This is a genomic window from Paenibacillus sp. FSL H8-0079 (genome assembly GCF_037991315.1).
Taxonomy (GTDB): Bacteria; Bacillota; Bacilli; order Paenibacillales; family Paenibacillaceae; genus Paenibacillus.
In genome coordinates this window covers 1,174,228-1,198,956 of record NZ_CP150300.1, presented here as the reverse complement: position 1 = coordinate 1,198,956, position 24,729 = coordinate 1,174,228, and the positions used below count along the sequence as shown (strand labels likewise).

The 24,729-nt window shown below is 47.5% G+C and carries 18 protein-coding genes; 3 read left to right on the top strand and 15 right to left on the bottom strand.

All coding sequences use genetic code 11. The features are described from left to right. Window positions 1-385 precede the first annotated feature (385 nt). The 7 genes from MHI06_RS05250 to MHI06_RS05220 all read right to left on the bottom strand — a co-directional run bounded on the left by MHI06_RS05250 (window position 386) and on the right by MHI06_RS05220 (window position 10,256). Window positions 386-2,830, bottom strand: coding sequence for a glycoside hydrolase family 6 protein (locus MHI06_RS05250; protein WP_340400714.1), 2,445 nt, complete (start codon window positions 2,828-2,830; stop codon window positions 386-388). Between the two features lie 524 nt (window positions 2,831-3,354). Beyond that, window positions 3,355-4,431 (bottom strand): efflux RND transporter periplasmic adaptor subunit, encoded by a 1,077-nt coding sequence (locus MHI06_RS05245; protein WP_340400713.1) that lies wholly within the window; start codon window positions 4,429-4,431, stop codon window positions 3,355-3,357. 28 nt (window positions 4,432-4,459) lie between these two features. Continuing rightward, window positions 4,460-5,830, bottom strand: a complete 1,371-nt coding sequence (locus tag MHI06_RS05240; protein ID WP_340400712.1) for an ABC transporter permease — start codon at window positions 5,828-5,830, stop codon at window positions 4,460-4,462. 18 nt (window positions 5,831-5,848) lie between these two features. Continuing rightward, window positions 5,849-6,532: an ABC transporter ATP-binding protein gene (locus MHI06_RS05235; RefSeq protein WP_340400711.1), complete on the bottom strand. Its 684-nt coding sequence runs from the start codon at window positions 6,530-6,532 to the stop codon at window positions 5,849-5,851. 387 nt (window positions 6,533-6,919) lie between these two features. Next, window positions 6,920-8,083 carry a hypothetical protein gene (locus MHI06_RS05230; RefSeq protein WP_340400710.1) on the bottom strand — a complete coding sequence of 388 codons (1,164 nt, stop codon included), beginning with the start codon at window positions 8,081-8,083 and terminating at the stop codon, window positions 6,920-6,922. Continuing rightward, the gene (locus tag MHI06_RS05225) at window positions 8,080-9,546 is read right to left on the bottom strand and encodes a HAMP domain-containing sensor histidine kinase (RefSeq protein WP_340400709.1); all 1,467 of its coding nucleotides are present in this window, start codon (window positions 9,544-9,546) and stop codon (window positions 8,080-8,082) included. The genes MHI06_RS05230 and MHI06_RS05225 overlap by 4 nt, the downstream gene beginning before the upstream one ends. Then, window positions 9,543-10,256 (bottom strand): response regulator transcription factor, encoded by a 714-nt coding sequence (locus MHI06_RS05220; protein WP_036606313.1) that lies wholly within the window; start codon window positions 10,254-10,256, stop codon window positions 9,543-9,545. The genes MHI06_RS05225 and MHI06_RS05220 overlap by 4 nt, the downstream gene beginning before the upstream one ends. A gap of 211 nt (window positions 10,257-10,467) precedes the next feature. Between MHI06_RS05220 and MHI06_RS05215 the strand changes: the two genes are divergently transcribed. Both MHI06_RS05215 and MHI06_RS05210 read left to right on the top strand, forming a co-directional pair. After that, window positions 10,468-10,944, top strand: coding sequence for an RNA polymerase sigma factor (locus tag MHI06_RS05215; protein WP_169480363.1), 477 nt, complete (start codon window positions 10,468-10,470; stop codon window positions 10,942-10,944). A gap of 260 nt (window positions 10,945-11,204) precedes the next feature. Further along, window positions 11,205-13,952, top strand: coding sequence for a DUF5689 domain-containing protein (locus MHI06_RS05210; protein ID WP_340402054.1), 2,748 nt, complete (start codon window positions 11,205-11,207; stop codon window positions 13,950-13,952). Window positions 13,953-14,032: 80 nt separating this feature from the next. Here the strand turns inward: MHI06_RS05210 and MHI06_RS05205 are convergent, their stop codons facing one another. From MHI06_RS05205 to MHI06_RS05185, 5 genes are all read right to left on the bottom strand, one after another. After that, window positions 14,033-14,293 carry a hypothetical protein gene (locus MHI06_RS05205; protein ID WP_169480365.1) on the bottom strand — a complete coding sequence of 87 codons (261 nt, stop codon included), beginning with the start codon at window positions 14,291-14,293 and terminating at the stop codon, window positions 14,033-14,035. A gap of 295 nt (window positions 14,294-14,588) precedes the next feature. Continuing rightward, the gene (phnE, locus tag MHI06_RS05200) at window positions 14,589-15,395 is read right to left on the bottom strand and encodes a phosphonate ABC transporter, permease protein PhnE (RefSeq protein WP_139331943.1); all 807 of its coding nucleotides are present in this window, start codon (window positions 15,393-15,395) and stop codon (window positions 14,589-14,591) included. Next, a complete protein-coding gene (gene phnE / locus MHI06_RS05195) occupies window positions 15,392-16,201 on the bottom strand; it encodes a phosphonate ABC transporter, permease protein PhnE (protein WP_169480435.1) in 810 nt (269 codons plus the stop codon). The genes phnE (MHI06_RS05200) and phnE (MHI06_RS05195) overlap by 4 nt, the downstream gene beginning before the upstream one ends. A 38-nt stretch (window positions 16,202-16,239) precedes the next feature. Continuing rightward, the gene (gene phnC / locus MHI06_RS05190; RefSeq protein WP_169480366.1) at window positions 16,240-17,037 is read right to left on the bottom strand and encodes a phosphonate ABC transporter ATP-binding protein; all 798 of its coding nucleotides are present in this window, start codon (window positions 17,035-17,037) and stop codon (window positions 16,240-16,242) included. 178 nt (window positions 17,038-17,215) lie between these two features. Beyond that, a complete protein-coding gene (locus MHI06_RS05185) occupies window positions 17,216-18,196 on the bottom strand; it encodes a phosphate/phosphite/phosphonate ABC transporter substrate-binding protein (protein ID WP_169480367.1) in 981 nt (326 codons plus the stop codon). Between the two features lie 273 nt (window positions 18,197-18,469). Here MHI06_RS05185 and MHI06_RS05180 point away from each other — a divergent pair, with 273 nt between their 5' ends. Next, window positions 18,470-20,074: a bifunctional UDP-sugar hydrolase/5'-nucleotidase gene (locus MHI06_RS05180; protein WP_340400708.1), complete on the top strand. Its 1,605-nt coding sequence runs from the start codon at window positions 18,470-18,472 to the stop codon at window positions 20,072-20,074. Between the two features lie 198 nt (window positions 20,075-20,272). Here MHI06_RS05180 and MHI06_RS05175 read toward each other — a convergent pair whose 3' ends face one another. From MHI06_RS05175 to MHI06_RS05165, 3 genes are all read right to left on the bottom strand, one after another. Further along, a complete protein-coding gene (locus MHI06_RS05175; RefSeq protein ID WP_340400707.1) occupies window positions 20,273-20,608 on the bottom strand; it encodes a hypothetical protein in 336 nt (111 codons plus the stop codon). 271 nt (window positions 20,609-20,879) lie between these two features. Continuing rightward, window positions 20,880-22,718, bottom strand: coding sequence for an ABC transporter ATP-binding protein (locus MHI06_RS05170; RefSeq protein WP_340400706.1), 1,839 nt, complete (start codon window positions 22,716-22,718; stop codon window positions 20,880-20,882). Then, window positions 22,699-24,507 (bottom strand): ABC transporter ATP-binding protein, encoded by a 1,809-nt coding sequence (locus tag MHI06_RS05165; RefSeq protein ID WP_340400705.1) that lies wholly within the window; start codon window positions 24,505-24,507, stop codon window positions 22,699-22,701. The genes MHI06_RS05170 and MHI06_RS05165 overlap by 20 nt, the downstream gene beginning before the upstream one ends. Between the last annotated feature and the right edge of the window lie 222 nt (window positions 24,508-24,729).

Sequence of the window (24,729 nt, the reverse complement as noted above, 5' to 3'; positions counted from 1 at the left end):
GTACAGACCTTCTTTAACGGACGAGACTCGCCTATAATGATTGCGCTTACAATATTAAAAAAGAGAAATCAGCTTGCCCGACTACCAGAGTGCGGTCCCCCTTCCATTCTCTTTCCAATCCGAGCGAAGTGATCCCGCCCATCGGGTTCTATTATAGACATCCTGCCTGCCAGACCCTAGGCAAATATCCGACCAAAACGATCAATAATCAGTGTTATTAGGAGTCATTTGGAAAATAAGTGCTTACAGAATCGATTTCGTCCCCTCCACTACGTTCCTCAGTTGATCGAGTACTTCAATCGAGAATGACTCTTGTAGTGAATAGCAAAAAACCGCAATCCTCTAACATACTGAGGATTGCGGATAAAACATTTACGAGTAAATTTTAAGGCTCAATACCCCATACCAGGTTTCCACCTTGGTGGAGTGTTACCTTGTTCCAATCCTGATAGGATGTTTTCGTTGGATCGAAGGAGTAGTCATTAGTCTCGTCAAAGTTGGACCAGTCCGTTTTGTACATACGAAGCTGGATGTCTCCAGTCTGTCCACCAGCCTGAATGCTGCCAGCGCCAGATGTGAAGCTCAGCTCCACATAGGAGTCTGTGAAGGTACGCTGGATATTGGCTCCGCCAACTTGAGCATAATCGATGGCAGAATCCATCGCAGCCGATCCTTCTTTGGAGAAGTAATAACGGATCTTCAAGTCACTCAGATTCACAGCAGTACTGCCCAGGTTTTTGATGTTGAAATACGGTTTGATCTGACTATCCAGCGCATTGGTATCTCCCGCACGGTATTGCAAAACAAGATCACTGGTCGGCACAACGACACTTTGAGGTGTCGCGGAAGCTACAGCGGAATTGGCACTTTGCCCTGCTGTATTCACTGCACTTACCACATAATGATACGTTGTTCCGTTGGTCAGGGCCGTGTTCGTGTAAGATGTACCACTCACATTCGCAGCGACTGTTGTGAACGGTCCTGATGCACTCAGCGCACGTTTCACATTATAGCTTGTCGCACCTGCAGATGCAGTCCACGTCAGGCTCACCTGAGCATTGCCTGCTGTTGCTGTAAGAGCAGTCGGTGCAGCTGGTGCCGTTACACCTGCAACCGGCGTAGCCGTTGCTGTTGCAGAGTTAACACTTTCACCTACTGCATTCGTTGCTGTTACCACATAATAATAGGTTGTGCCATTAATCAGGCCGGTATTGCTGTATGATGTCCCACTTACATTGGCAGCAATCGTTGTGAATGGACCTGATGCACTGAGTGCCCGCTTCACACTATAACTTGTTGCTCCCGCGGAAGCAGTCCACGTCAAGGAGACTTGAGCATTACCAGCAGAAGCCGTCAATGCCGCTGGTGCTGCTGGAGCCGTTGTTCCGCCCGGAGGATTCCCTCCACCGTTACTTGCAGGCAGGACAGGGAATGAGTTCTTCACCAGTGTCACGAATTGATCATGGAACCAGTGACCGGATACCGGAGCATTCGCCAGTGCACCTGTTAATACGCCATCCCGAGTGGTGAAGGTCGGATCACACATCCGGTCGAAACCTTTACCTTCGTTGTTCGGAATTTCCGAGCTGGAGCCATCGGATTCACCCGGAGGTTTCACCCATACATAAGCGTCCAGATGTGCGGGTCCCGGTGCAGCCTTAGGTGCTTCACCAATACCTGCCCCACTGTTGTTACACCAGTTGCCACGATGATCCCGTTTATCAACCCGTCCAGAATTCACATAGGCATTGATATTACTTCCTGTTGCTGATGTTGGACGATTCACCCCGCCCCATCCATTACGGCTGGTATCAATCAGGAAGCCCGTGCTGCTCGGCCATCCGGCTTGTACAAATCCGGAATAGAGTGCTGCAGTGAAATCAGTCTCGTCAAAGTACGGGTTCCATTCATAATAATCGGAAGATCGAATCGGTTGTCCACCGATATTCAGATCCGGATTAGGCAGATTCGGTTCATGGGTAGGCGTCGTATTGGCAGTGTTGGTGATAAAACCATCTGCACTTTGCAGACCTGCCGCTGTATCATTTACTACGTCAGTGTACAGGGCAATCGCACCGGTACGATTGTTGTCCCATCCAAGCCAGCCAGAGTGGCCGATATCCAGGTAGTTGTACACATTAGGAATGGCATGCAGCTTGTCCAGTGCATACTTAACCCCATCTTCATAGATGCCTGTTGAGCTGGCTTGCGCACAAGCTGGAGTACTCAGGTTAGTCACAAGGTTAGGCAGACTGTCCGGCTCAATAATCGCCACAATGCGAATATCCTGATATTTCGGATCTGCGAAGATATCTGCGATCACATCAATGTAATCTGTTTTGTACGTCTGTAGCGCAGCCTGTGTTAGTGGAAGTTCACCGTTCGATGCGAGTGCATGGCAATCCCGGCCGGGCAAGTTATAGACTACAAATGAAGCGGTTATTGGCGTACCAGGTTTCTTTTGGGCAAGAACGGCATCGAGATGTTGCTCTACGCTTTTACGACCAGCGTTGTCCGGGCCGCCATAGATCGCAGCAATGCGGTCAATCCACACTGACGTTGGATACGATTTGACCGTCTCCATCTTCGCCTTCAGCGATGCATCATTGGTCAGCGCAATGGACGTATCGACGAGAGCTGAGTAATCCTGGTTCAGATAGGCGGTTGCCCCTACAAATGGATTATCCACATGTGCTTCAGCCGCCTGAGTCAAGCCTGGAGACAATCCTGGGAAAATCCCCGCCGCGAGCAGCGTTGCTGCCATTATTTGCTTTACACCTTTGCGCAGGATCTTCTTACCTCTCGATTTGGTTTTCAATTTAGTCTTCATAGTTCCACCTTTCCTTTAGTTAGATTGGGTTGTACTCATGTCTGATCCTCTGTGTCATTAAGATGCTTAGCACGAAGAGAACGTTCGGATGAGTTGGTTGTATCACCTCCAAAAGTAATGGTTGTGTAGCTGGAACCTTGAGTGAGCAAATCGTGTGTGGGGTCGAACCATGTGAGTATGATGTGGTGGGTGTGGTTGAACGTGTGTTAGACATGAAGAAGTGTGAAAAATGATTGCGGGATCTCTAACATCCCATTTCGGAAAGCGCTTTCTTTAAGTGGTTTAAAAAAAGGCCTTCGCCTACCCTCTACAATCATGATGTTCGGTGTTCACCTCCTTCTTATGATCTGATTATACGACATGTAAATATTACTGTAAATTGAATTATATAAATTTATTTATATTTTTTTCCATAAATCAGGCAGGAATCTGGACATCCCTTGCCACAAAGCACACAAAAGGCTCACCCTGGCATTCTGCCACAATGAACCTCGTGTTGATCAAGATCGAATTAACCCGTTCGTCTAGGGCAGAACGACGATATCTCCCGGTTTTAATCCGCTAACCACTTCCGTCTTATCCCCCGACTCCATTCCAGCCTGGATGGTCAGTGGCTCTGTCTGTCCGTTCCCTTTGTCTAACAGGACATAAGGTTCGGTCTGATCCCGCATAATCGCCAAGCTGGACACAACGGTCACTTTATCCTTCCGCGTTGTCTCGATATCGCCTTCCAGACTCACGCCTCCATACATTCTGGCATCCGGCTTCAGATCAATGACCACGTCAAACTGGGAAGCTTGTTTAAGGTCCGTATCGGTACTCTTGCGGGCGAATTTGGACACCTTACTCACCGTCCCGGTGAATTCCAGGTCTTTCTGCGCCGTCATTCGCACCTTGACTGGCATTCCCACCTTAAGTCTGAACATTTCTTCCTCACCAACAATTGTCATGAATTTCAGTTTGCTGATGTTCGTAATGGACCCCATAAGCTGTCCTTCCGTCACCGTACGTGTCTTGCTGTCCCCTTCATTCATCTGAAATATACCAGAAGCGGAAGCATACACAACGGACTTGTTCATCACTGCCTGCTTTTTCTGTATCTCCTTTTCCTTGAGGACCAGCGCTTTTTGATTCAACTCATTTGTTAGACGTTTGCCTTCCCGGTCTGCAAATGCCTTCTTGCGTTCCTCTTCCGTCACGCCAAGCGACTCGCTCATATTCGCCTGATCCAGGCTAACCTGATTCATCTTATTTTCCAGTTGAGCTTTCTCCAGATCGCTCTGCAACTGCTCTACTTCCGTTTGTAACGCGGACGTGTCGAGAGTATACAGGACATCGCCTTTGTTCACCTGCTCACCACTTTTCACGTGCCATTGCTTGATGTTGGAAGCATACGGAGCAAATATATCGGTCTGATCGGTATATACGGATTTCCCCTTCACCTGAATCGTTTGCGTCATCGTTTCCTGTGTCACATCAAAGGTAATCGGGGGCGGAATCTCGATAGGTGCCTCCGGTTTTGGCTTGTACTTTTCATACAGCCAGTACCCCACACCTGCCAAAAGTACAACGGTGATGATAATTTTAATCCATTTCTTCATGTGCCCAATTTCCCTTTCGCTGATAAAATTACATCGATTTGATCACAGTTAATGCATTGGTTCGGGATGCGCTGATGGCCGGATATATACCCGATACAATACCGACCAGCACAGCAAACACGATGCCGAGCGGCAAAGCAGACTGCTGAATAGCCACGGTCATCGGGCCATTGACCTGATTTGCCATCTGACTCGCCAGCAGACTGTTCACCCCGCCGAGGGCAGCAAAGGCAATCCCTACACCAGCCATGCCACCCATTAACCCAAGCATCGCTGCTTCCGTAATAAACATCTGGCGGATCTGCCACAGATTTGCACCCAGCACCTTCATCACACCGATTTGTTTACGCCGCTGATGCGTAGACATGATCATTGCCACAATAATGGACAACGAGGCCAGCAGCATAATAAAACCACCGATCCCCAATGCTGCTTTTTGGTACATCGCCAGTTGGCCTGCCATCGCTTCCTCCTGGAACAGATTACTCTGTGTGTTCAACGTTAGCTTTTTAATCTGTTCTTCCACCTGGGATACATAACGTTTATCCTCTACCTTAACCAAGGCAGAGTTAAGATGCTTGGCCGCACTGCTATCGGCCTGCTGTAATCCAAGCTCATCCTGTAATGCACGAGCTGTATCCAGCGGCAGATATACTTTTTTATCGTTTTGAGCACTCATCTCATCCATGTTGGAAGGCTTCATCAACTCTCCAGACACGCGTATAGAGCCACTCATTTTGGTTTTGCTCGCATTCGCATAATCTTCATATCGAAACTGAACCAGCTGCTGAACCAGCTGATCCTGCTTCGCTGACATTTCCGTATACTGCTGCAAAAGCTCATTGTTATATGGATCAGCATTCAACTGCTCGAATAACTTCTGAGTTACTTTGGGGTCCACGAGTCCAAATGCAGCCCCATAACTGGTCACCGCCATACGACCATCCTCTGCCCCACGTCCCTCAGCATACTTGTATCCAAACCCGCCCAGGGTCTCCAGTTGGGTACCGATGACCTCAACATACGTGCTGCGACCATCCGGAAGCACCATTTCTAGCGAATCCAGTTTTAACATGGGAGCCACGGCAACAACATGGGGAAGTCTTTGGATAATCTGAATTTTTTCCAACGTCAGTGCACCCCGTTCAAACTTCGATGTCTGACCGCTCCCCTTGCCGTTGCCAGTACGAATGCCTTCATTAGGCGTAATTGTAATTTCATCCATCTTGTAATTGTCGTTCAATGTTCTCTCGCTATAGGTCTGTACGGACTGCCCCACGCTAAGTGCAATGATCATGGCGGCAGAACCAATGGACAGCCCCATCATACATAGCAGTGTGACCATCTTTCTGCGAATGATCTGTCCCCAGGCCATACGTGCTATATCCCGTATTCTCACAATTCCTCTCCCTTTGCCTCAAACTTCCTTTACGGCCTCTTCGACCAGTAGTCCATGTTGCAGTGTCAACACAACTTGCATCTGCTCGGCGACCTCTGCTTCGTGTGTCACAATGACGAAGGTTGTATTCATATCCCGGTTAAGCTGCTGCAAAATCGCAATAATCTCTTCCTCCGTCTCGGTATCCAGATTCCCGGTAGGCTCATCGGCAAAGATCACCGAGGGTTCGGTAATGAGCGAGCGTGCAATACTGACACGTTGTTGTTGACCGCCCGACAACTGGGACGGGAACAAGTTTGCTTTTTCACCCAGTCCAACCTGCTCCAACAGTTTCAATGCTTTTGCTTTGCGTTTCGAAGGGCTTATGCCCATAAACACCAAGGGTAACTCTACATTTTCCCGGATTGTAAGGTTAGACAGCAGCTCATAGGATTGGAAAATAAACCCGATGTGACTGCGCCTGAACTCCGCCAAGCGATTTTCACTGAAACGTACAATATCTTGTCCTGCAATTAGAATCTTGCCGTGATCCGGTTTCATCAGCCCCGCCATCAGATTCAGCAGTGTGGACTTGCCTGAACCAGAACTGCCCAGCAGGGCTACCATCTTGCCTTCTCCAATCGTCAGGTTGATATCCTGAAGCACGGGCACGGTTCCTTGGCCATTGCGGAACGAGTGGGATAATTGTTCAACTTGAAGCATTACTGCATTTCTTCCTTTCTACTTGCTAAATATGTACAGAGGTTGTTCAAAAAAGCCCGCTTTTGATTACGAAGGATGTCTAATGACATCATCAACATCGAATATAGAATTCAGCCGAAATGTCCGTTGCTCACGTAGTTTTCCCTACGCTCTGCTACTCCATTTCTAGCTTCATCCCATCTTCTCGGTACTGAAAACCAGTTTTTTTGAACTTGTATGTAAAGATTCGCGTAGCACATTCCCTTTTATTATAGGATGGAGATGTATCCGGGCTGGCCGGAGTTGTATCCAACTTGTAAAATGTCATAACAAAAAGACCTTGTCCGCAGAGTAGCTATCGCCAGCTCTATCCAGACCAAGATCTTATATTCGTATACCTTCCGCAGCTTACCAGGCTCTGAAGCTAAAGCGGTACATCTCACTTTTATCCATCGTGCTGCCCACTGCAAATAGATCATCGTCATTCCATTTCAGATTGATGAAGTTATCAATATTACGGTAGATCACCGTATCCGACGAAAGCTCGCTGTCATTCAGGTAGGCAATATGCAACTCATTCTTCTGATTCTGAATATCCATTGGATAAAAGTAAGCGATTCGCGATTCATCTTCATTCAGATCAAAGTTCCAGATGGAACCTTGTAATACCAGATCATACTGTTCCTGCGCTGCACGATACCGATACAGCCCCTGTACCTTATGCAGCGTTCCCTGGATGAGCATGTCACCATTTTTCAGCAACTTGAATTGTTGAATGTCTTCCATTGCAGCATACGCCTTCACTTCATGCTCGTCCTCAAGCGATACACGATAGATGGCATAGTTGTCTTTCAGCATCACCAGCATATAAAACTGTTTCTGATCTTCACTGACCTGCAACACATCCATCACGATAAACGTATCATTCGAACCTTTCCCTTGTCTTGGTCCTGTGAACATGCCCATCAGCTCATCATACGTGTAGATGACTTGACTCGTCCCCTTGCTCAGATCAACCTGTTTGAATAATAGATCATCCTGACCGATATAGGTTTCGTCCCCTACAAACACTCTGTAATACGAGTTGTCGCTCGGAAGCTTGCGACGTTCCCCGCTCTCAATCACATACTCATATGTCGTCTTCTGCGCCTGACCCGACCGGTACTGGGAGTAAATGATCTTCTTGTGATCCGGGCTAATCGCTACACCATATTCCGTATTACTTGCAATACTCTTTACTTCATTATCATCCAGATGCAGGAGAGACAGCTGAAGACTTGAATACGAAGATTCCAGTTGATTCAATATAATCGTGTTCCGGTCTACCACTTCAAAATCAAAGATCGCGAAGTCATTTGGAATCTTGGTTGCCGACTCGATCTGAATTGTACTGCTCGGTGGTGGTGCCAGCCGGTTATTGAATTGCTCACTGGGCAAGATCACCGTTCTAGGCTTGAGATTTCCGATACTGAACAGGCTGCCAATCCCGAAAATCCCGCTGACAAATGCAATCAACAGCCCTGACAGCATCAATCTGTCGCGGTTTTTACGCCAAAATCCAGGATGTCTCATGCGTTCATTTCCCCCGGAAGACTAATGTTTACTTGTGTCCCTTCCCGCATGATACTCTTCATCTCCACTGTTCCTCCATGACGCTCAACGATGTTCTTCACAATAGACAGGCCCAGCCCGGCACTGCCTTTCTCGGCCCTGTTGATTCCTTTATCCTGGTAAAAGGGTTCAAATACATGCTGGAGCGCTTCAGCACCTATTCCTTCCCCCTGATCACGGATCACAATAGCGATGAAATCACCTAATCGGAAGGATTGCACTTCGATGATGGAGTTCACATCACTGTACTTAACCGAGTTATCCAAGACGTTGAGGAAGACCTCTTTCAGCTTGTCCCGATCTCCCTGCAGATACTGATGTTCCTCCAGTTCATAGTGAATGCCTATATTGTACTTGCTCGCCTTAATCGACATATCCTCGCAAGCTTCACGAATAATATCGGATACATCGATACGTTCGAATCGGTACGCCTGAATAACCGCTGACGAGACCGAGACCTCCAGAATATCCGCAACCATCGTGTTGAGGCGCTGGCTTTCCTTGATAATATAATTCATGCCTTTGTCAAAAAAGTCCTGATCGGTGAATCCGTTATCCCGCAAAATCTGGGCGTACCCCAGAATCGTCGTTAGCGGTGTCTTCAATTCATGCGTCACATTGTCAAAAAAGACTTTGCTTCGCGCCTGCACTTGTTTCACTTCGTCCCGCTCTCGCTCAATCACATCAATCTGTTCCCGTACCCGATCAATCATGACGGTGAAGCTTGAAGCCAATTCACCGATCTCATCCTTGGTAGTAATCTGAATGTCTGCATTCAGACTTCCCTGGGCCACTTCCGCAGAACGTTTCGTGAGTACACGGATGGGTTGTGTAATTTTCCGGGAAATAAAGATGGATGCGATAAATACAAACACGAAAATAACCGCTGCAAATAGTTTGATCGTATTTTGAAAGCGAAGGTTGCGTTTGAACAAGTCCGTGTAATCCTTCTCCATCTGCACGATTCCAATCAATTGTTGATCCATCTTGAGCGGGAAGGACAGACTGGCCGTGACCTGGCCCTTGTCCACGACTGTGGTGTACGCGATCCGGGATTGTCTGGCTTCCTGAACATCAGGTTGGTCAGACCGCTTAGCAACGTTAACCTCGTTGCCAACCGATCCGTATGAAGAAGCGTCAGGACGATATACTGTAATCTCCCCGCCAACGGCTGAACCAATCTGCTCTGCAAGCTCGCGGCTTCCTGCTTCAAGCGATTCCCTGTTCATACGTTTGTTATGAATCAGGAAGTACTGATTCAGTGCGATGTCCAGATTTCTTTTCGATTGCACCATATCCTCATGTACTTCCCGGTACATATTCTCCTGTGCCACCTTATTGGACAGAATTAGCAGAACGGAGAATCCGATAAAGACGATGACCGAGAATAACACCACCATTTTGAACTGGATCGTCCACTTCATGTCTGTACCTGAATATTCAGCTTGTATCCCACACCGAATACCGTTTCAATCATCGAAATGCCTTGCACACCACTATCCAGTTTCTTGCGAATTCGTTGAACATGAATGTCCACCGTTCGGGTATCCCCTGCAAAATCAAATCCCCATACCTTGTCCAGCAGCTCAGAACGTGTGTGCACCTTACGATGGTGGGTCACGAGAAATAACAACAGATCATATTCCTTATTCGTGAGTCCGGCACGTTCCCCGTCTTTCCAGACTTCCCGTTCATCCTTACGAATCTCAATATGCTTGCCGAGCCTTACTACCTCATAGGACTGATTCTCCAGCGTCTCACTGATGAGGTCAATCCGGCGAAAGATCGCCCGAATGCGTGCAACCACCTCACGGATATCAAAAGGCTTCGTGATATAGTCATCCGCCCCCAGTTCCATGCCAAGTACCTTATCCAACATATCCGACTTGGCGGTGATCATGATGACGGGTATCTTGGAATTCACAGATAGTTGTCTGCACACATCAAAACCGCTCATATCAGGCAGCATCAGATCTAGCAGGATCAGATCCGGCTTCGAATCCCGAAGCAGATCAAGGCCCTCTTTACCCGTAGCTGCTTCCTTGATCTCAAATCCTTCTTTACGTAACGAATAGGACAAAATATCGCGAATGGACTCCTCGTCCTCAATAATTAAAATCTCTTTTTGTCTCATGATACTCTCGTAATCTCCCTGCTCTATGAATTTCATCTGCCTATATTTTGTATCTCAAGCCGCATGCTTGAATAGAGGGAAGCACGAAATGTTACAACTCCGATACAACTCTGAACCGTTTGGAAACAACCTCCCGATATACTTGGATCATAAGAGACTCATACCAGACCGGACCCAAGCCTGATCTGTATCCAAGGGGGATTCACATCATATGAATAACACACAAGTAAATGAAGCTTATATCAACTATAAATCAGAAATCACAAGGTATCTATCCCATATCGTCAAACAACCGCAAGACGCAGAAGATCTGGCTCAGGATTGTTTCATTCGACTGATGAACGTTACCGTGAATATCCCTGAAGATCGGCTTCTCTATTATCTCAAACGGATTGCCCGAAACCTTGCGATGGACAGCTTCCGCAGACGTACCCGTACACTCAAACGCGACAGTCGTCTGGAGGCACCTACCCATCACTTTGATACACCCCACCTTGAAATTAATGAAGGCGTTCATGATATTGTCTCCCATATTAACAACACCGAGCATCGTAAAATATTAGAACTTCGCCTCATCCACGGATACTCCATTAAGGAAACGGCAGAGCTGGTGAATCGCAGTGAAGGCATGATTAAATCCTCTGTCTTCCATGCCGTCAATCGAATTCGAGCCAAAGTCATCTCATAGAGATGGCTTTTTATTTGCGTAAAATCAATATGCACGCAGAATTGGATGAATTATGCCGGGACCGAAATACCTATAGATATGTCAAAAGACCCAATTTTACAAATATCGAGTTAATTTTTACAAATTGTTATGACTATGTGAGATTTTCATGTGGTAGAATATGGACGAACTCATGAATCAACTAATATTTGGGAGGGATTTGGTTGGGTAAATTAACAGGTATGCGAGGAGTATTTTTAAAATCACTCTTGGCATTGTCCATGGCTTTGCCGCTTCAGATCGGATTATGGAACGGAGATGCATCGGTTCATGCGGAAGGGCCGACAGATCCGGCACCATTCATTCAGGCGAAGGTTGTGAACCAGAACGCAGGCAAGAAAGTATTGTTCGACAACTCTCACGGCCAGACGGCTGGAGCCGCAGACTGGGTCATTGATGGTGGTTTCTCCGACTTCGGAAATGCACTCGCGAATGATGGCTATTATGTCAAAGAACTTCGCAAGACAACACCATTTACCTATGATGATCTGAAAGAGTATAACGTATTCGTTATTGCAGAGCCTCAAATTCCTTTCAAAACATCCGAACAGGCAGCACTGAAACAATATGTTGAAACGGGTGGCAGCATCTTCTTCGTTGGAGATCACTATAATGCTGACCGTAACAAAAACCGCTGGGATGGCTCTGAAGTCATCAACGGTTATCGTCGGGGAGCTTTTGAAGATCCGACCAAAGGTATGAGCACAGATGAGCGTAACTCGGAAGCCATGCAAAATGTAACCAGCACAGACTGGTTGTCCGATAACTTCGGCGTACGTTTCCGCTATAACGCACTTGGCGATATCAATGCCAATATCGTTGTACCGGCAGATCAAGCCTTCGGCATCACAGAAGGTGTATCGGCTGTAGCCATGCACGCCGGTTCAACACTTGCAATCACTGATCCGGAAAAGGCCAAAGGCATTGTGTACCTGCCAAAAACCAACGCAAAATGGAATAACGCGGTGGACCAAGGCGTATACAACGGCGGCGGGATCGAAGAAGGTCCTTACGTAGCCGTATCCAAGCTGGGCGCAGGTAAGGCTGCCTTCATCGGTGACTCCTCTCCAGTAGAAGATGCATCACCAAAATACTTGCGTGAAGAGACAGGCACACGCAAAACGACTTATGACGGTTTTAAAGAAGCCGATGATGCGGTGTTGCTCGTGAATACCGTGAACTGGCTCGCTACACAAGAGAACTACACGGATCTGACTCAAGTCAACGGACTTGAACTGGATACAGCTACAGCGCTGTTGCCATTCGAAGAGCCGGCTGCTTCCACAGAACCTCAGGCTGAACCTTGGTCCGCACCTGCTGCCGGATACAAGTGGTACGATCGCTCCACGTTCAAGGCTGGCTCTTACGGTGGCCCTGCATCCAGTGCGAACGCTGCTTACAGCTTCGTGAAACAGGATACTCTTCCAAATGCAGAAGACTTCCAGATTCGTGTGGTTGTAGAGAACATGGCTCCGAACACAACCGTATCCGGTTATAGTGCCGGTATCTATCTGACTGGCGGAACACAGGTCGCCATGATCCAGAATGAAAGTGGTACTTGGCCGACTTCGTACGGCTATAGCTCCACATTCAGTGTAACCTCGGACAGCCAAGGTCGCGGGATCAAAGATCTGAACGTTCGCATCAAACCAGGTACAACTGGCGCTGCGAGCTTGCGTTTGCGTTTGAACGGCAGCAACCTGATCACCAATGCCGTGACCGTAGGTAATGTGCCAGCAGAACAGCTGCCGGAAGAAGAAGGACCGATTCCAGCAGCTATCACCGTTGCTGAAGCACGCACCAAAGCGGTTGGCACTACCGTAACCATCGAAGGTGTTGTAACGACAGAGCCGGGTGCATTCGGTGGACAAGCCTTCTATCTTCAAGATGAAACTGCCGGAATCTACGTGTTCCAGCACACTAGCGGATTCCATGCTGGTGACAAGGTGAAAGTAACAGCAGCAACAACCATCTATAACAGCGAGTTCGAGCTTACCGATATCATCGCAATTGAGAAAACAGGTACGGCTTCCGTACCTGCTCCAATCGAAGTTACAGCAATTACAGATGCGAACCAAGGTCAACTGGTTCAATTGAAGGATGTAACCATCGAGAATATCATCAGTGCTACACCCGTTGGATCATTTGAATTCGACGCGGTAGCATCAGATGGAACGAGCACACATATCCGTGTAGATACACGTACAGGTGTGACGGAGACTTCCTTCCCTTATGCTGCTGGTGACAAAATCGATATCACAGGCGTTTCCGCTATTTTCAAAGACGTATATCAATTGAAACCTAGAAGCTTGAATGATTTTGTACCTGCGGAAAATCAAGGTGGAGGGGAAACACCTTCCACTCCAGCTGAAGGGGCACCGGGTAAACCGGTGCTTTCTTCTGATAATGGATATACAACGGGCCTGTTCGAAGGTTCGTATAACGTAAGCATGAACCTCTGGTGGGGCGAAAATGGTTCCACGTACAAACTGTATGAGAATGGCGTTCTTGTGGATACGCAGAAGTTGACTGCGACAACACCGTCCGCCCAATTTGCCAAAACGGCAATTACAGGCAAGGCTAACGGAACATACACGTATGTAGCCGAGCTGACCAACGACAAAGGAGCTACCCGCAGTGACGAGCTGACCGTTCAAGTAACGAACGCTGCTCCAGGGAAAGCGAACTTGTCCCAAAACAACTGGGATGGTGACGGCAACTACAACGTATCCATGAACCTCTGGTGGGGTACGAACGCAACGGAGTATCGTCTCTATGAGAATGATGTATTGATTGATACACAAGCGTTGAACGCGGTAACACCTGCCTCTCAAAGTGCTACAACGGAATTGTCCGGTCGCGCTAACGGAACGTATACGTACCGTGCTGAGCTGATCAACGCCGCAGGCGTAACCAGCACAGAGACAATTACGGTTCAAGTAAACAAAGCATTGCCTTTGGCTAGCTAAGAAATGAACAAAAAACCGACACCAACATTGCCTGCTTCACAGGGCAACATGGTTTCGGTTTTTTGGATCATAGCACAAGTTCATTTCAAGCGTTCTGGTTCATATCCATTTCTAACAAATAGAATGCTGTTCCATACAGCAGAATAAGCGGCCACGGCGATGACACTAATGACAAAAATCAAGTTCATCTGTGTAAATGTATAACTGCTTCCCGTGAAAATGATCAGGATTGCACTGAGCCCCATATTTTCTCTGTTATATTTTTTAAACTTCTGAAAGATCATTCTGTACAGCAATATCAATACCATAAATACAATCCATATAGAAGAAAATATCTCCATAGGTCACCTTCCTTTCGAAAAACTCATTTCTTATATTGGTATCTACGAGGAGTATTAATATCCTTAATTCCCTTTATATAGAAACACATTAATCTTACATATAATTGAAAAATAATTCAATCATTGTTATACATATTCTTTGAACACTCTTATTCCTCAACGGTTAGCAGAGCAACAAGAACGCTCTATTATTTATTTGCAGATACAAAAAAGACTATCCCTGCCCATATTCTGGCACCGAATAGTCCTCTCTTCTTACTTTATTGTCTAATATCTTCGTAGTTCCTCATTATCTCTACACCAGCTTCTTACGAATATACCCCGAGATCAAATCGATAATCGTGATCATCACAATAATACCCAGCAGGATGATACCTACTCGCGGCCAGTTCCGTGTGCTAAGTGCAAAGATCAGCGGTGTACCGATACCCCCTGCTCCAATTACACCCAGTATGGTTGCAGAACGGACATTAATCTCGAAACGATACAACGTATAGTTCAGGAATCCAGGCATAACCTGCGGCAGGATGGCGAACCACAACTGCTGCATGCGATTGGCTCCGGAGGCAAGCAGCGCCTCAGACGGACCATAGTCGATATTTTCAACTTCATCCGCGTACAATTTGCCTAACATACCAATCGAGTGTAATCCAAGGGCAAGTACCCCTGCGAACGATCCGGGGCCTACTGCTTTGATGAACATCAAAGCCATGATAATCTCAGGGAATGTACGGATAAAGCTGAGTACCATTTTACCTGCACCCGAGATGGAACGATGACCACTCATATTGCGGGCAGACCAGAATGCAAACGGGATACAGAGCACTGCCGAGATTACGGTACCCAGCACGGAAATCGCGAGCGTATCTAGTAGACCTCGCAGCAAGTCTTCTCCTTCAGGCAAATATACAAAATCCCAGTCTGGTGAGAAAATACCGGCTACAATGGCCTTCATAATCTGAGCAGCGGTTTCCTTGAAACCAGTAAACGGTACACCGGCAAGCGCCCAAGCATACACAAGGATCAGCAGTAATACAATAACCCAGCGTAGCGGGTTTTTCCGTGGTTTTGGCCGGATGCGGCTTGTTTCATTTTTCATCATAGCAATTTCTCCCGCAGCTTAGTACTTACATAATCAATGACCAGAACGATGACGAGGGTAAACAGAATGATTACGCTGGTCTTGTCATACTCTAGGAATCCAAGTGTGGCCTCATAGTAAAGCCCGATCCCTCCGGCTCCCACCAATCCCAGAATGGCAGCAGCACGTATATTAATTTCGAAGGCATACAGTACATAGGATGTGAACTGGGCAGCCAGTTGCGGCACCACGCCATACACAATGAGCTGAATCCGGTTCATACCAACAGCCGTCATCGCTTCCAGCGGTCCTTGATCAATGGTTTCCAGCGTCTCATAGGTCAGCTTCGCAATGAGCCCTACCGAGAATACAGCCAGTGCCAAGATTCCGGGGATGGGCCCCAGACCAAACACAGCGACAAACAATGCAGCAAGTAACAGATCCGGCACTGTCCGAATCAGGTTCAGCAGAAAGCGCGCCGGATAATAGATCCAGCGACTTGGCATCAGGTTACCGGCACAGATGATCGAGATTGGAATGGCGATAATGGCACCAATGGTTGTCCCAATCAGAGCCATTCGGATCGTCTCCAACATGCCTTGCACGATATTGTCAAAATAACTCCACCGAGGAGGAAACATTTCTTTCAACAAGTCCAGCATGTTGGGGAAACCCTCAATCAACTCTGTGAAGGTGGCGTCCGTCTGCTTCGCGCTTGCCCACAGAAGAAGCAGAATAATGATCAGGGTGAGTAGATGTTTCGTACGCCCAGGCGGCTTGGGACGATTCACAACCTCTGCAGGGCTGGAACCAGGTTCCTTGCCCATCCCGCCTGAATTCTGAAGTGGAACGTTGGACTGCCCCTTCATACCACAACTTCTCCCTGCTCATGCACAACCTGCTTGTCCAACAATTCGTCAGCCAGAATCGGTCTGCCGTAAATTTCTGCAAATCGTTCATCCGTTGCCTCTTCTACCGGACCGTCGAATACGACCTCCCCTGCACGTAATCCAACAATACGGGTCGCATACTCTCTAGCCAGGTCAATAAAGTGAAGGTTAACAATAGTGGTAATCCCAAGGTCTTGATTGATGCGTTTCAGGTCATCCATAACCTGCTTCGTTGTAAGTGGGTCGAGTGAAGCAACCGGTTCGTCGGCCAGAATGATTTTTGCTTCCTGCGCAAGGACACGAGCAATAGCCACACGCTGTTGTTGACCACCGGACAACTGATCTGCACGGGAGTAAGCTTTCTCGGAGATATTCACCCGATCCAGCGCAGTGAATGCCAGTTCAATATCCTCTTTTGGAAAACGCCCCAGAATAGTACGCATGGTGGAATGGTATCCAACGCGTCCAGCGAGTACATTACGTAGTACACTGGACCGTTTCACGAGATTGAAGCTCTGGAAAATCATACCGATATCGCGTCTGATCATGCGTAGTCGTTTGCCTTGTGCCTTCGTAATGGAACTTCCATTAATCAGAATCTCACCTTCACTAATGTCGTGCAGTCGGTTAATGGAACGTAAGAGGGTTGATTTACCTGCACCGGACAAGCCAACTACAGCAATGAATTCACCCTGCTCAAATTTCAGATTAATATTATCCAGGCCCTTGGTGCCGTTAGCGTAAGTTTTGGTAACGTTATGAAGCTCAATCATGGCAATAATCCTTCTTTCATTCATAATGATCAACCATACATAAGTCCTTGCTATAATGGCACAAGCCAGCGCAGCGTAGATCACGCTGAACTGGCCTGTCCATTGCTACGATTAAGCTGTTCCCATCCAAGAGAGCTACTACAAAGTGAACAGATCCTGAACTACTTTTGGATCAGAATTATTCACCTTTCACTTTTTCGCCATACTGACGAACGATCTCGAACTTGCTATCATCGGATTCTACATAACCTTCATGCGTATAGATTTCTTTGATGATCTGGTGACCTTCAGTATCTTTACCGATATCGATGAAGGCTTGTTTGATCTTCGCAGTCCAATCTGCATTCATGTCTGTACGAACGGCAATGGTATCGTTTGGAATAGGCTCAGTGAACGCCAGTACACGTGTATCTTCAAATACAGTTGGATAGTCTTTCGCTACCGTGTTGCGGGCATCTTGGAAAATAGCTGCCGCATCAACGTCACCGTTCAATACAGCGATAACACCTTGGTCATGACCTTTCAACGTTACAGGTGTTACATCTTTCAATGGGTCAATGCCTCTGTCCAGCAACAGACCTGCCGGCCATACGAAACCTGCGGAAGACGTTACGTTTTGGTAAGCGACTTTTTTACCTTTAAGCTCTTCGATGGATTGAATCGGCGAATCTTTTTTCACAATGAACATGGATTTATAGGAATCCGCCAACTCTTCGGTTGGAGCACCTGTCTCATCATTTACACCAAAACGTTGTGCTTGCAAAATAACTTGTGCTGCGCCTTTTTCTTTAGCCAGTACATAAGCTGTCGGAGGCAAGAAACCTACGTCTACTTTGTTGGAAGCCATTGCTTCAATAATTGTGTTGTAGTCCGTGGATACGCTGACTTTTACCGGAATGCCCAGTTTGTCACCAAGCAACTTCTCAAGCGGTTTCGCTTTGGCTTCAAGTGTGTCTGCATTCTGGGAAGGAACGAATTGAACCGTCAGTTCAGTTGGCACATAACCTTCGACAGGTTTCTCTGTCTCTGCCGTAGACGTACCGGATGCATTAGAGCTCGTATTATCCCCGTTAGCCGAACCAGTTGTACTACTAGACCCACAAGCACTCAGAAACATAACCAAAATCAACAATGGTAAAAATAAAGCAGACTTCTTCAAACGAACACCCTCCAAAGAGTTTCTATTTTTCAGTACTTATCTACTATAGTTGCCAAATATTAGCGCGATGTGAAACGAAATTTGGAGTTTTGTAAAGTTTCCTGTCAGGCTGTCAGCAGGACTTGTATCTGTTAGAATAGGCTCATTATGGTTGAAGATATAGGGAGAACATCGGAGATAACGGCGTATACTTCGGTTCTTCAGCCTATTCTGTCTTCTCCGTTTTATGGTAATTCCATAGTTCTGAACTTATATATTAGAGGAGATTGTAAAATGACATCCACAAACCATACGGCAAGCTTCGACATTCTGTTCACCAGTGATCTGCACGGGGCCATCCGCCCCATTCATTACAATACCAATGCATACCGCCCGGCCGGACTTGCCCTGCTGGCTTCCCTGATTCGTAAGGAACGCGAACGTTCACCTGAGCTCATGCTGGTGGATAACGGGGATCTGCTGCAAGGATCACCCTTGGCCTCATATGCTGCTTCACAGATTTCCACAAACGAAGTGCATCCATTCATTACAGTACTTAATGAACTCGGTTATGATGCAGCGGTGATGGGCAATCACGAATTTAACTATGGTCAGGCCTTATTACGCGAAGCCGTTGAAGCTTCCAATTTCCCCTGGCTGTCTGCCAATATCGTAAAAGATAAGCAACCGGACGTACCTGCTTACGGTCCTCCGTATCTAATCAAAACCTTGTCTTCAGGCGTCAAAATAGCCCTATTGGGTGCAACCACGCATTACATACCGAACTGGGAGCACCCGAAAAATATTGAGGGTTTACAGTTCCTTGATGCCTTGGAGACCATTCGTACGTGGGTTAGCTATATACGCGAGCATGAACAACCAGATGTATTGATTGTGAGTTATCATGGGGGATTTGAGAGTGATCTGGAGACAGGCGAGCCTGCCGAACGGTTAACCGGAGAAAATCAAGGCTATGCCATCTGCCGGGAAATCGAAGGCATCGATGTATTGCTTACCGGACATCAACATCGTCAACTTACCGCTAGTATTCATGGCGTAACCGTCATTCAGCCGGGTTTCAGTGGGACTGGTGCGGGACATGTATCTGTTCAGTTGGAACTATCATCAGGCGGGAAGTGGCAGATTACCAATAAGAAGGCTCGACTGTTACTTCTGGATGAATATAGTGAAGTTGAGCCGGATGCGACAGTCATGAAACTTACAGATGAGGTAGAAATCGAGGCACAAGCATGGCTTGATCAACCCATTGGCGAGGTGGATGGGGATTTATCGATCACCAATGCTACGTCCCTTCGGCTCAAGGCACATCCATTCATTGCTTTTGTACATCAAGTGCAGATGGAAGCGACTGGGGCTGATCTGTCCAATACCGCCATGCTGAGTGAAGAAGCTCGTGGATTCGGACGCCATATCACCGTTCGGGACGTGTTATCCAACTTCATCTATCCCAACACGCTGACGGTGCTGGAGCTGAGCGGTCAAGATATCCGTGATGCACTGGAACAAACAGCACGTTATTTTGAAGTGAATGCTTTTGGCGAGGTGGCAGTCAATCCGGCCTATATGGAGCCCAAACCTCAGCATTATAATTATGATATGTGGGCCGGCCTAGAGTACGAGCTGGATATCTCCCAACCTGTCGGCAGTCGAGTTGTGAAGTTGGAACGTGAAGGTAAACCCATGGATATGGATGGCACATACTCTGTGGTGATGAACAGCTACCGCGCTGCTGGCGGCGGGGATTATGCGATGTATCCAGGCAAAAAGGTGCTGCATGAAGGCGCCACGGATATGGCAGCTCTGGTGGAAGATTACATCCGCAGACACCAGCCGTTAACGGTGGAGCAGGCGGACAACTGGAAAGTTAGTGGCAGTTAAATGAGAAAGAGCAAATCCTGATCACAGGATTTGCTCTTTTGTTTTCAACCTATAACTTCGTTTAGAAACGTAATGTACTTGATTTCAGACCTCGTAATTTCAATACATATTGGAACTGACCTGACCATTAGCTTAAAGAAAAAGCAACCCGTTGGTTGACCGGCTGCTTACTTGTTCTAATTGAACTGTCCCGTCCCGTTATCCGATATATTGAAGGATTAACTGATATAACGCTATTGAAAATCCTAAGATACTCGCTTTCATTTTAGATGGATGATTTCTTTCGCTGCGAATTAAATAAAAGAAAATCACGATAAACCCTGCGGGGATCCATAGCTCAAATACACCTTTTGTTGTACTTTGAGAATAAATTGGAGTAATGAAAGTACTAATCAAAAAGTAAAAGAAAACCGTAAAACGTCTTGTTTCTAATTGCTTGCTCCACCTTACTAGAATGAAAATAATAATGATTGCGATAATCGTAATGTGTAAAGGGGGCAGAAGAATAGCAGCATTCCCAAATTTGAATTCCATTCCGCATTGCCCTCCTCTCTTTTAATGCATCACATGACTGACTACAGGCCTACGTGTAATAATTCATTTTCATGCTTCTAAACCTTTGGCAACCTTCCAAAAAATAACCCATTCCATCATACCCATATTTTAACACATAATTACAGTTTCATTTCCCATGTTTCTTCAATAAGATATGCAAAAAGAGCAGAAGTGAGGAGCATCATGCCCTCATCCCTGCTCTTTTGCATACCTACGAGCTTTCTAATACATGTCACATATTATCCAAAAGCTACTGTGCCTTCTTACGTAGCTGACTGTAATACAACTCGCTATAGAAACCGCCTTGTTCCAGTAGGGCATCATGCGAGCCTTGCTCCAGGAGATAACCATCCTTCAGCACCAGAATTCGATCAGCCTGACGGATCGTGTTGAGCCTGTGGGCAATGACAAAGCTGGTTCGTCCCTGCATCAGACGCTGCAGCCCTTCCTGGATTTTGATCTCTGTGACGGTATCGATGCTGCTGGTTGCCTCATCCAGAACGAGGATGGACGGATCGGCCAGAATTGCCCGGGCAATGGCGAGCAGCTGCTTCTGCCCCTGACTAATGCCGCTTCCGTCTGCTTGGAGCACTTTGTCGTACCCATCCTTCATTCGCACAATGAAGGAGTGGGCATTCGCCAGCCGGGAGGCTGCTTCCACCTCTTCATCTGTCGCGTCCAGACGGCCAAACCGAATATTTTCCCGAATCGTGCCCTGAAACAGGAATGAATCCTGAAGCACAAACGCCATATGGGACCGCAGATTCTCACGCCGAATGGTGGTCATATCGCGTCCATCTACCGTTAAGGTGCCACCCGTCGGATCATAGAAGCGGGATAATAGCTGAATTAATGTTGTTTTCCCCGCTCCGGTCGGACCCACAAGGGCAATCATCTCACCCGGTTTGGCTTCAAAGCTGATGTCATGCAAAATGTTACGTCCTTCATCGTATCCAAAGGATACTTTGTCGAAGCGAACGGCTCCCTCTACCTTGTCCAGAGATATCGCTGCCCCTTCATCCTTCGCTTCCTCATCTTCGTCCAGCACCTCAAATACGCGCTCAGCCCCCGCAATCGCGGACAATAACGTATTCCACTGGTTCGCCAGATCATTCAGCGGACGAGTGAATTGACGGGCATATTCCACAAAGATAATAATCACCCCAACCGTAACGGAACCCTGAATCGCCAGAATACCACCGATGCCCGCCACAATTGCAAAGCTCAGGTTATTCAATCCATTCATCAGTTTCGGGATAAAACCAGAGATCGTCTGTGCCCAGAAACCGGAAATCCGGATGCGGGTATTTCGTTCCTCAAAACCGCGAATCACCCGCTCCTCTTGGGAGAATGCCTTAATGATCCGCTGCCCGGATAACGTCTCTTCGATATAACCGTTGAGTTCACCCAGATTACGTTGCCGCTCCTTGAAGAGCGGTCCCGTTCTACGCGTAATCCAGCGCATGCCGATGGCCATCAAAGGCACAACGATAAAGGTAAGCAGGGTCAGCAGTGGGCTGAGCCAGAGCATGACGCCAAACGTTCCAAGAAGTGTTAACACACTCGAAAAAATCTGGATGGCCGAGCTGTTCAGCGTACCGCTGACATTCTCAATATCATTAGTCACCCGACTCATAATCTCACCCTGTTGGCGTTTACCGAAGAATGGAATCGGCAGCTTGTGCAGATGGGAAAATAGATCATACCGCATGCGGTACACGGTTTCCTGTGCAATTTCGATCATCCATATATTCTGGAGCCAGGATGTGAGCGAGAATAAGACATAAACTGCCGTTAATCCAATCAGAAACCGGGTCCAGCTTGAGCCAGCTTCACCCGCGATGAAATCATCCACGGCTACCCCCACCATGTAAGGACCAAGCAAAGCGAGTGCGGAGCTGGCAAACACCATCAACAGCACCATGGACAGCTTGACCTTACGCCTTGCCAGATAGGTCCAGATCCGACCTAATGTACCTGACCAGTTCTTCGCTCGTGCCTTGGGTTTGCGGCCACCACCTGACCGTAACGTCTCAGGATCAATCGGCGGCGGTGGCTGACGGAAAGGCTCAATGAATGCTTTGAACATGCTGTGCACCCTCCCCGTATTGTGATTCATGGATTCGACGATACAGCTCTGACGATTCCATCAGGTCTTCATGTTTTCCCTGTCCAATGAGTTGTCCATCATCGAGCAGCAGAATCAGGTCCGCCGAAGTGGTCGAACTGATCTTCTGGGTGATGATAAACGTGGTACACGACAATTCTTCCAATGCATCCAGCAGTCTGCCTTCTGTAGCTACATCCAACGCACTTGTGCTATCGTCCAGAATCAGAATTCTCGGTCTACGTACCAGTGCTCGTGCAATGGAAAGTCGCTGTTTCTGTCCACCAGAGAGATTAACTCCCCGTTGACCCAGCAATGTATCATAACCGTTTGGTAAATTTTCAATCGTTTCATGGATCTGGGCGCGCTTCGCGGCTTCCACGATCTCTTCCAATGTAGCATCTTCCCGGCCCCAAGCAATATTCTCCCGTACAGAACCGGTAAACAGGATGACCTCCTGCGGCACATAACCAATCGCACCACGGAGCATGGACAGATCTAATTCTGCGGCATCGGCACCATCAATCCGTACCTTTCCTTGATCCTCTGTATATAACCGCGGAATGAGCTGTACCAGCGAGGATTTGCCTGAGCCTGTTGCTCCCATAATGGCAATGCGCTCCCCCGCTTTTGCAGTGAAGGTGACGTTATTCAGTACTGTAATATCACTATTCGGGTAACTGAAGCCTACACTACGGAATTCAACCGCTCCCTGCACAGCGCTCTGTTTCTTCGCTGAGTATACCGATTGCGGAGTGTGCGTAGATTTCACAGAGCCAGCAGATGGTGTAGACGTTGATAATGCCTTTGTCTGTTCAGTCTCTGAGGTGTCCTCTGTATTGAATACTTCATTCAGCCGTTGCGCCGAAGCGCTCGCTCTGGAGAAGGTTACCAGAATCCATGACAATGCAGACATGGCACCAATCGTGCGAAGCAGGTAGTTAATCACGGCGACCACTTCACCCACGGTCGCATTACCAGAGGCGATGTCTACTCGTCCAAACCATAACACGGCGATGATACAACCGTTCATCATGAGCAGCATGAACGGCATCGTCGTCTCCGTCAGGCGTAGCGCGGAGATCGTGCCTTTCATCAGCTTGCCGCTGAATCCGGCAAAGCGTTCAATCTCATGGCCCATCCGCACGAAGACACGGATCAGCCGGATGCCTGTGAGATTCTCCTGGATGACTCCGTTGACGGCATCCAGTCTGCGCTGCACATTGCGGAACAGCAGCGCTGCCTTTTTGATCATCCACACCACAACGACGAGCAGTACAGGCACCATGACAACAAGCAGCAGACCCAACCTCGGATTCACGATCACCGCCATAATCATGCTACCAATGACCACCAGCGGTACACGTGTCATGAAGCGCAGACTCATGAAGACCGTGTCCTGAACCTGGGTCACATCCCCCGTTAATCGGGTAATCAGGGAAGACGTCGCGAACCGGTTGAAGACAGCATAAGAGAACGTTTGCACTTTCTCATACAGCTTCTCCCGCAGATCGTATCCGAACCCCAGACTTGCATGGGATGCAAAGAACGAACTCGCAATTCCGGCAGCAAACGCCACAACAGCACTAGCAACTAGCACGCCGCCCCATAACCAGACGACAGATAAGTCTCCCTGCTGAATTCCGTTATCAATGATCTTGGAGATCAGATAAGGCTGAGCCAGCTCCACTGTCAGCTCAATTAACATCATGACCAAGGCTGCAATCGCGGCAACTCGGTACTTCTTCAAGTAGAACAACAGCTTGATCATAAGCATTCCTCCGGCCCGGAGCACCCTAAACCGATCATACGTTCCAGCTCAGAGCCTCCATTAGACATGTTGTTTTCTCCACTGCGTCCAATATGTAATCATTTCTATGTACACATATGGTTATTATAGCGTATTTTACAATCCCGCTTCTATTCTTATTACCCTACTTTTCCCAATACAATAAACTTCTCATCATTTTGGCAGTAAAAAAAGGAAGGTCTC

Bases quoted from the DNA above. Each gene is read 5' to 3' on its own strand.
- MHI06_RS05250 (WP_340400714.1), bottom strand. From the start codon at position 2,830: ATGAAGACTAAATTGAAAACCAAATCGAGAGGTAAGAAGATCCTGCGC.
- MHI06_RS05245 (WP_340400713.1), bottom strand. From the start codon at position 4,431: ATGAAGAAATGGATTAAAATTATCATCACCGTTGTACTTTTGGCAGGT.
- MHI06_RS05235 (WP_340400711.1), bottom strand. From the start codon at position 6,532: ATGCTTCAAGTTGAACAATTATCCCACTCGTTCCGCAATGGCCAAGGA.
- MHI06_RS05230 (WP_340400710.1), bottom strand. From the start codon at position 8,083: ATGAGACATCCTGGATTTTGGCGTAAAAACCGCGACAGATTGATGCTG.
- MHI06_RS05225 (WP_340400709.1), bottom strand. From the start codon at position 9,546: ATGAAGTGGACGATCCAGTTCAAAATGGTGGTGTTATTCTCGGTCATC.
- MHI06_RS05220 (WP_036606313.1), bottom strand. From the start codon at position 10,256: ATGAGACAAAAAGAGATTTTAATTATTGAGGACGAGGAGTCCATTCGC.
- MHI06_RS05215 (WP_169480363.1), top strand. From the start codon at position 10,468: ATGAATAACACACAAGTAAATGAAGCTTATATCAACTATAAATCAGAA.
- MHI06_RS05210 (WP_340402054.1), top strand. From the start codon at position 11,205: ATGGCTTTGCCGCTTCAGATCGGATTATGGAACGGAGATGCATCGGTT.
- MHI06_RS05205 (WP_169480365.1), bottom strand. From the start codon at position 14,293: ATGGAGATATTTTCTTCTATATGGATTGTATTTATGGTATTGATATTG.
- phnE (WP_139331943.1), bottom strand. From the start codon at position 15,395: ATGATGAAAAATGAAACAAGCCGCATCCGGCCAAAACCACGGAAAAAC.
- phnE (WP_169480435.1), bottom strand. From the start codon at position 16,201: ATGGGCAAGGAACCTGGTTCCAGCCCTGCAGAGGTTGTGAATCGTCCC.
- phnC (WP_169480366.1), bottom strand. From the start codon at position 17,037: ATGATTGAGCTTCATAACGTTACCAAAACTTACGCTAACGGCACCAAG.
- MHI06_RS05180 (WP_340400708.1), top strand. From the start codon at position 18,470: ATGACATCCACAAACCATACGGCAAGCTTCGACATTCTGTTCACCAGT.
- MHI06_RS05175 (WP_340400707.1), bottom strand. From the start codon at position 20,608: ATGGAATTCAAATTTGGGAATGCTGCTATTCTTCTGCCCCCTTTACAC.
- MHI06_RS05170 (WP_340400706.1), bottom strand. From the start codon at position 22,718: ATGTTCAAAGCATTCATTGAGCCTTTCCGTCAGCCACCGCCGCCGATT.
- MHI06_RS05165 (WP_340400705.1), bottom strand. From the start codon at position 24,507: ATGATCAAGCTGTTGTTCTACTTGAAGAAGTACCGAGTTGCCGCGATT.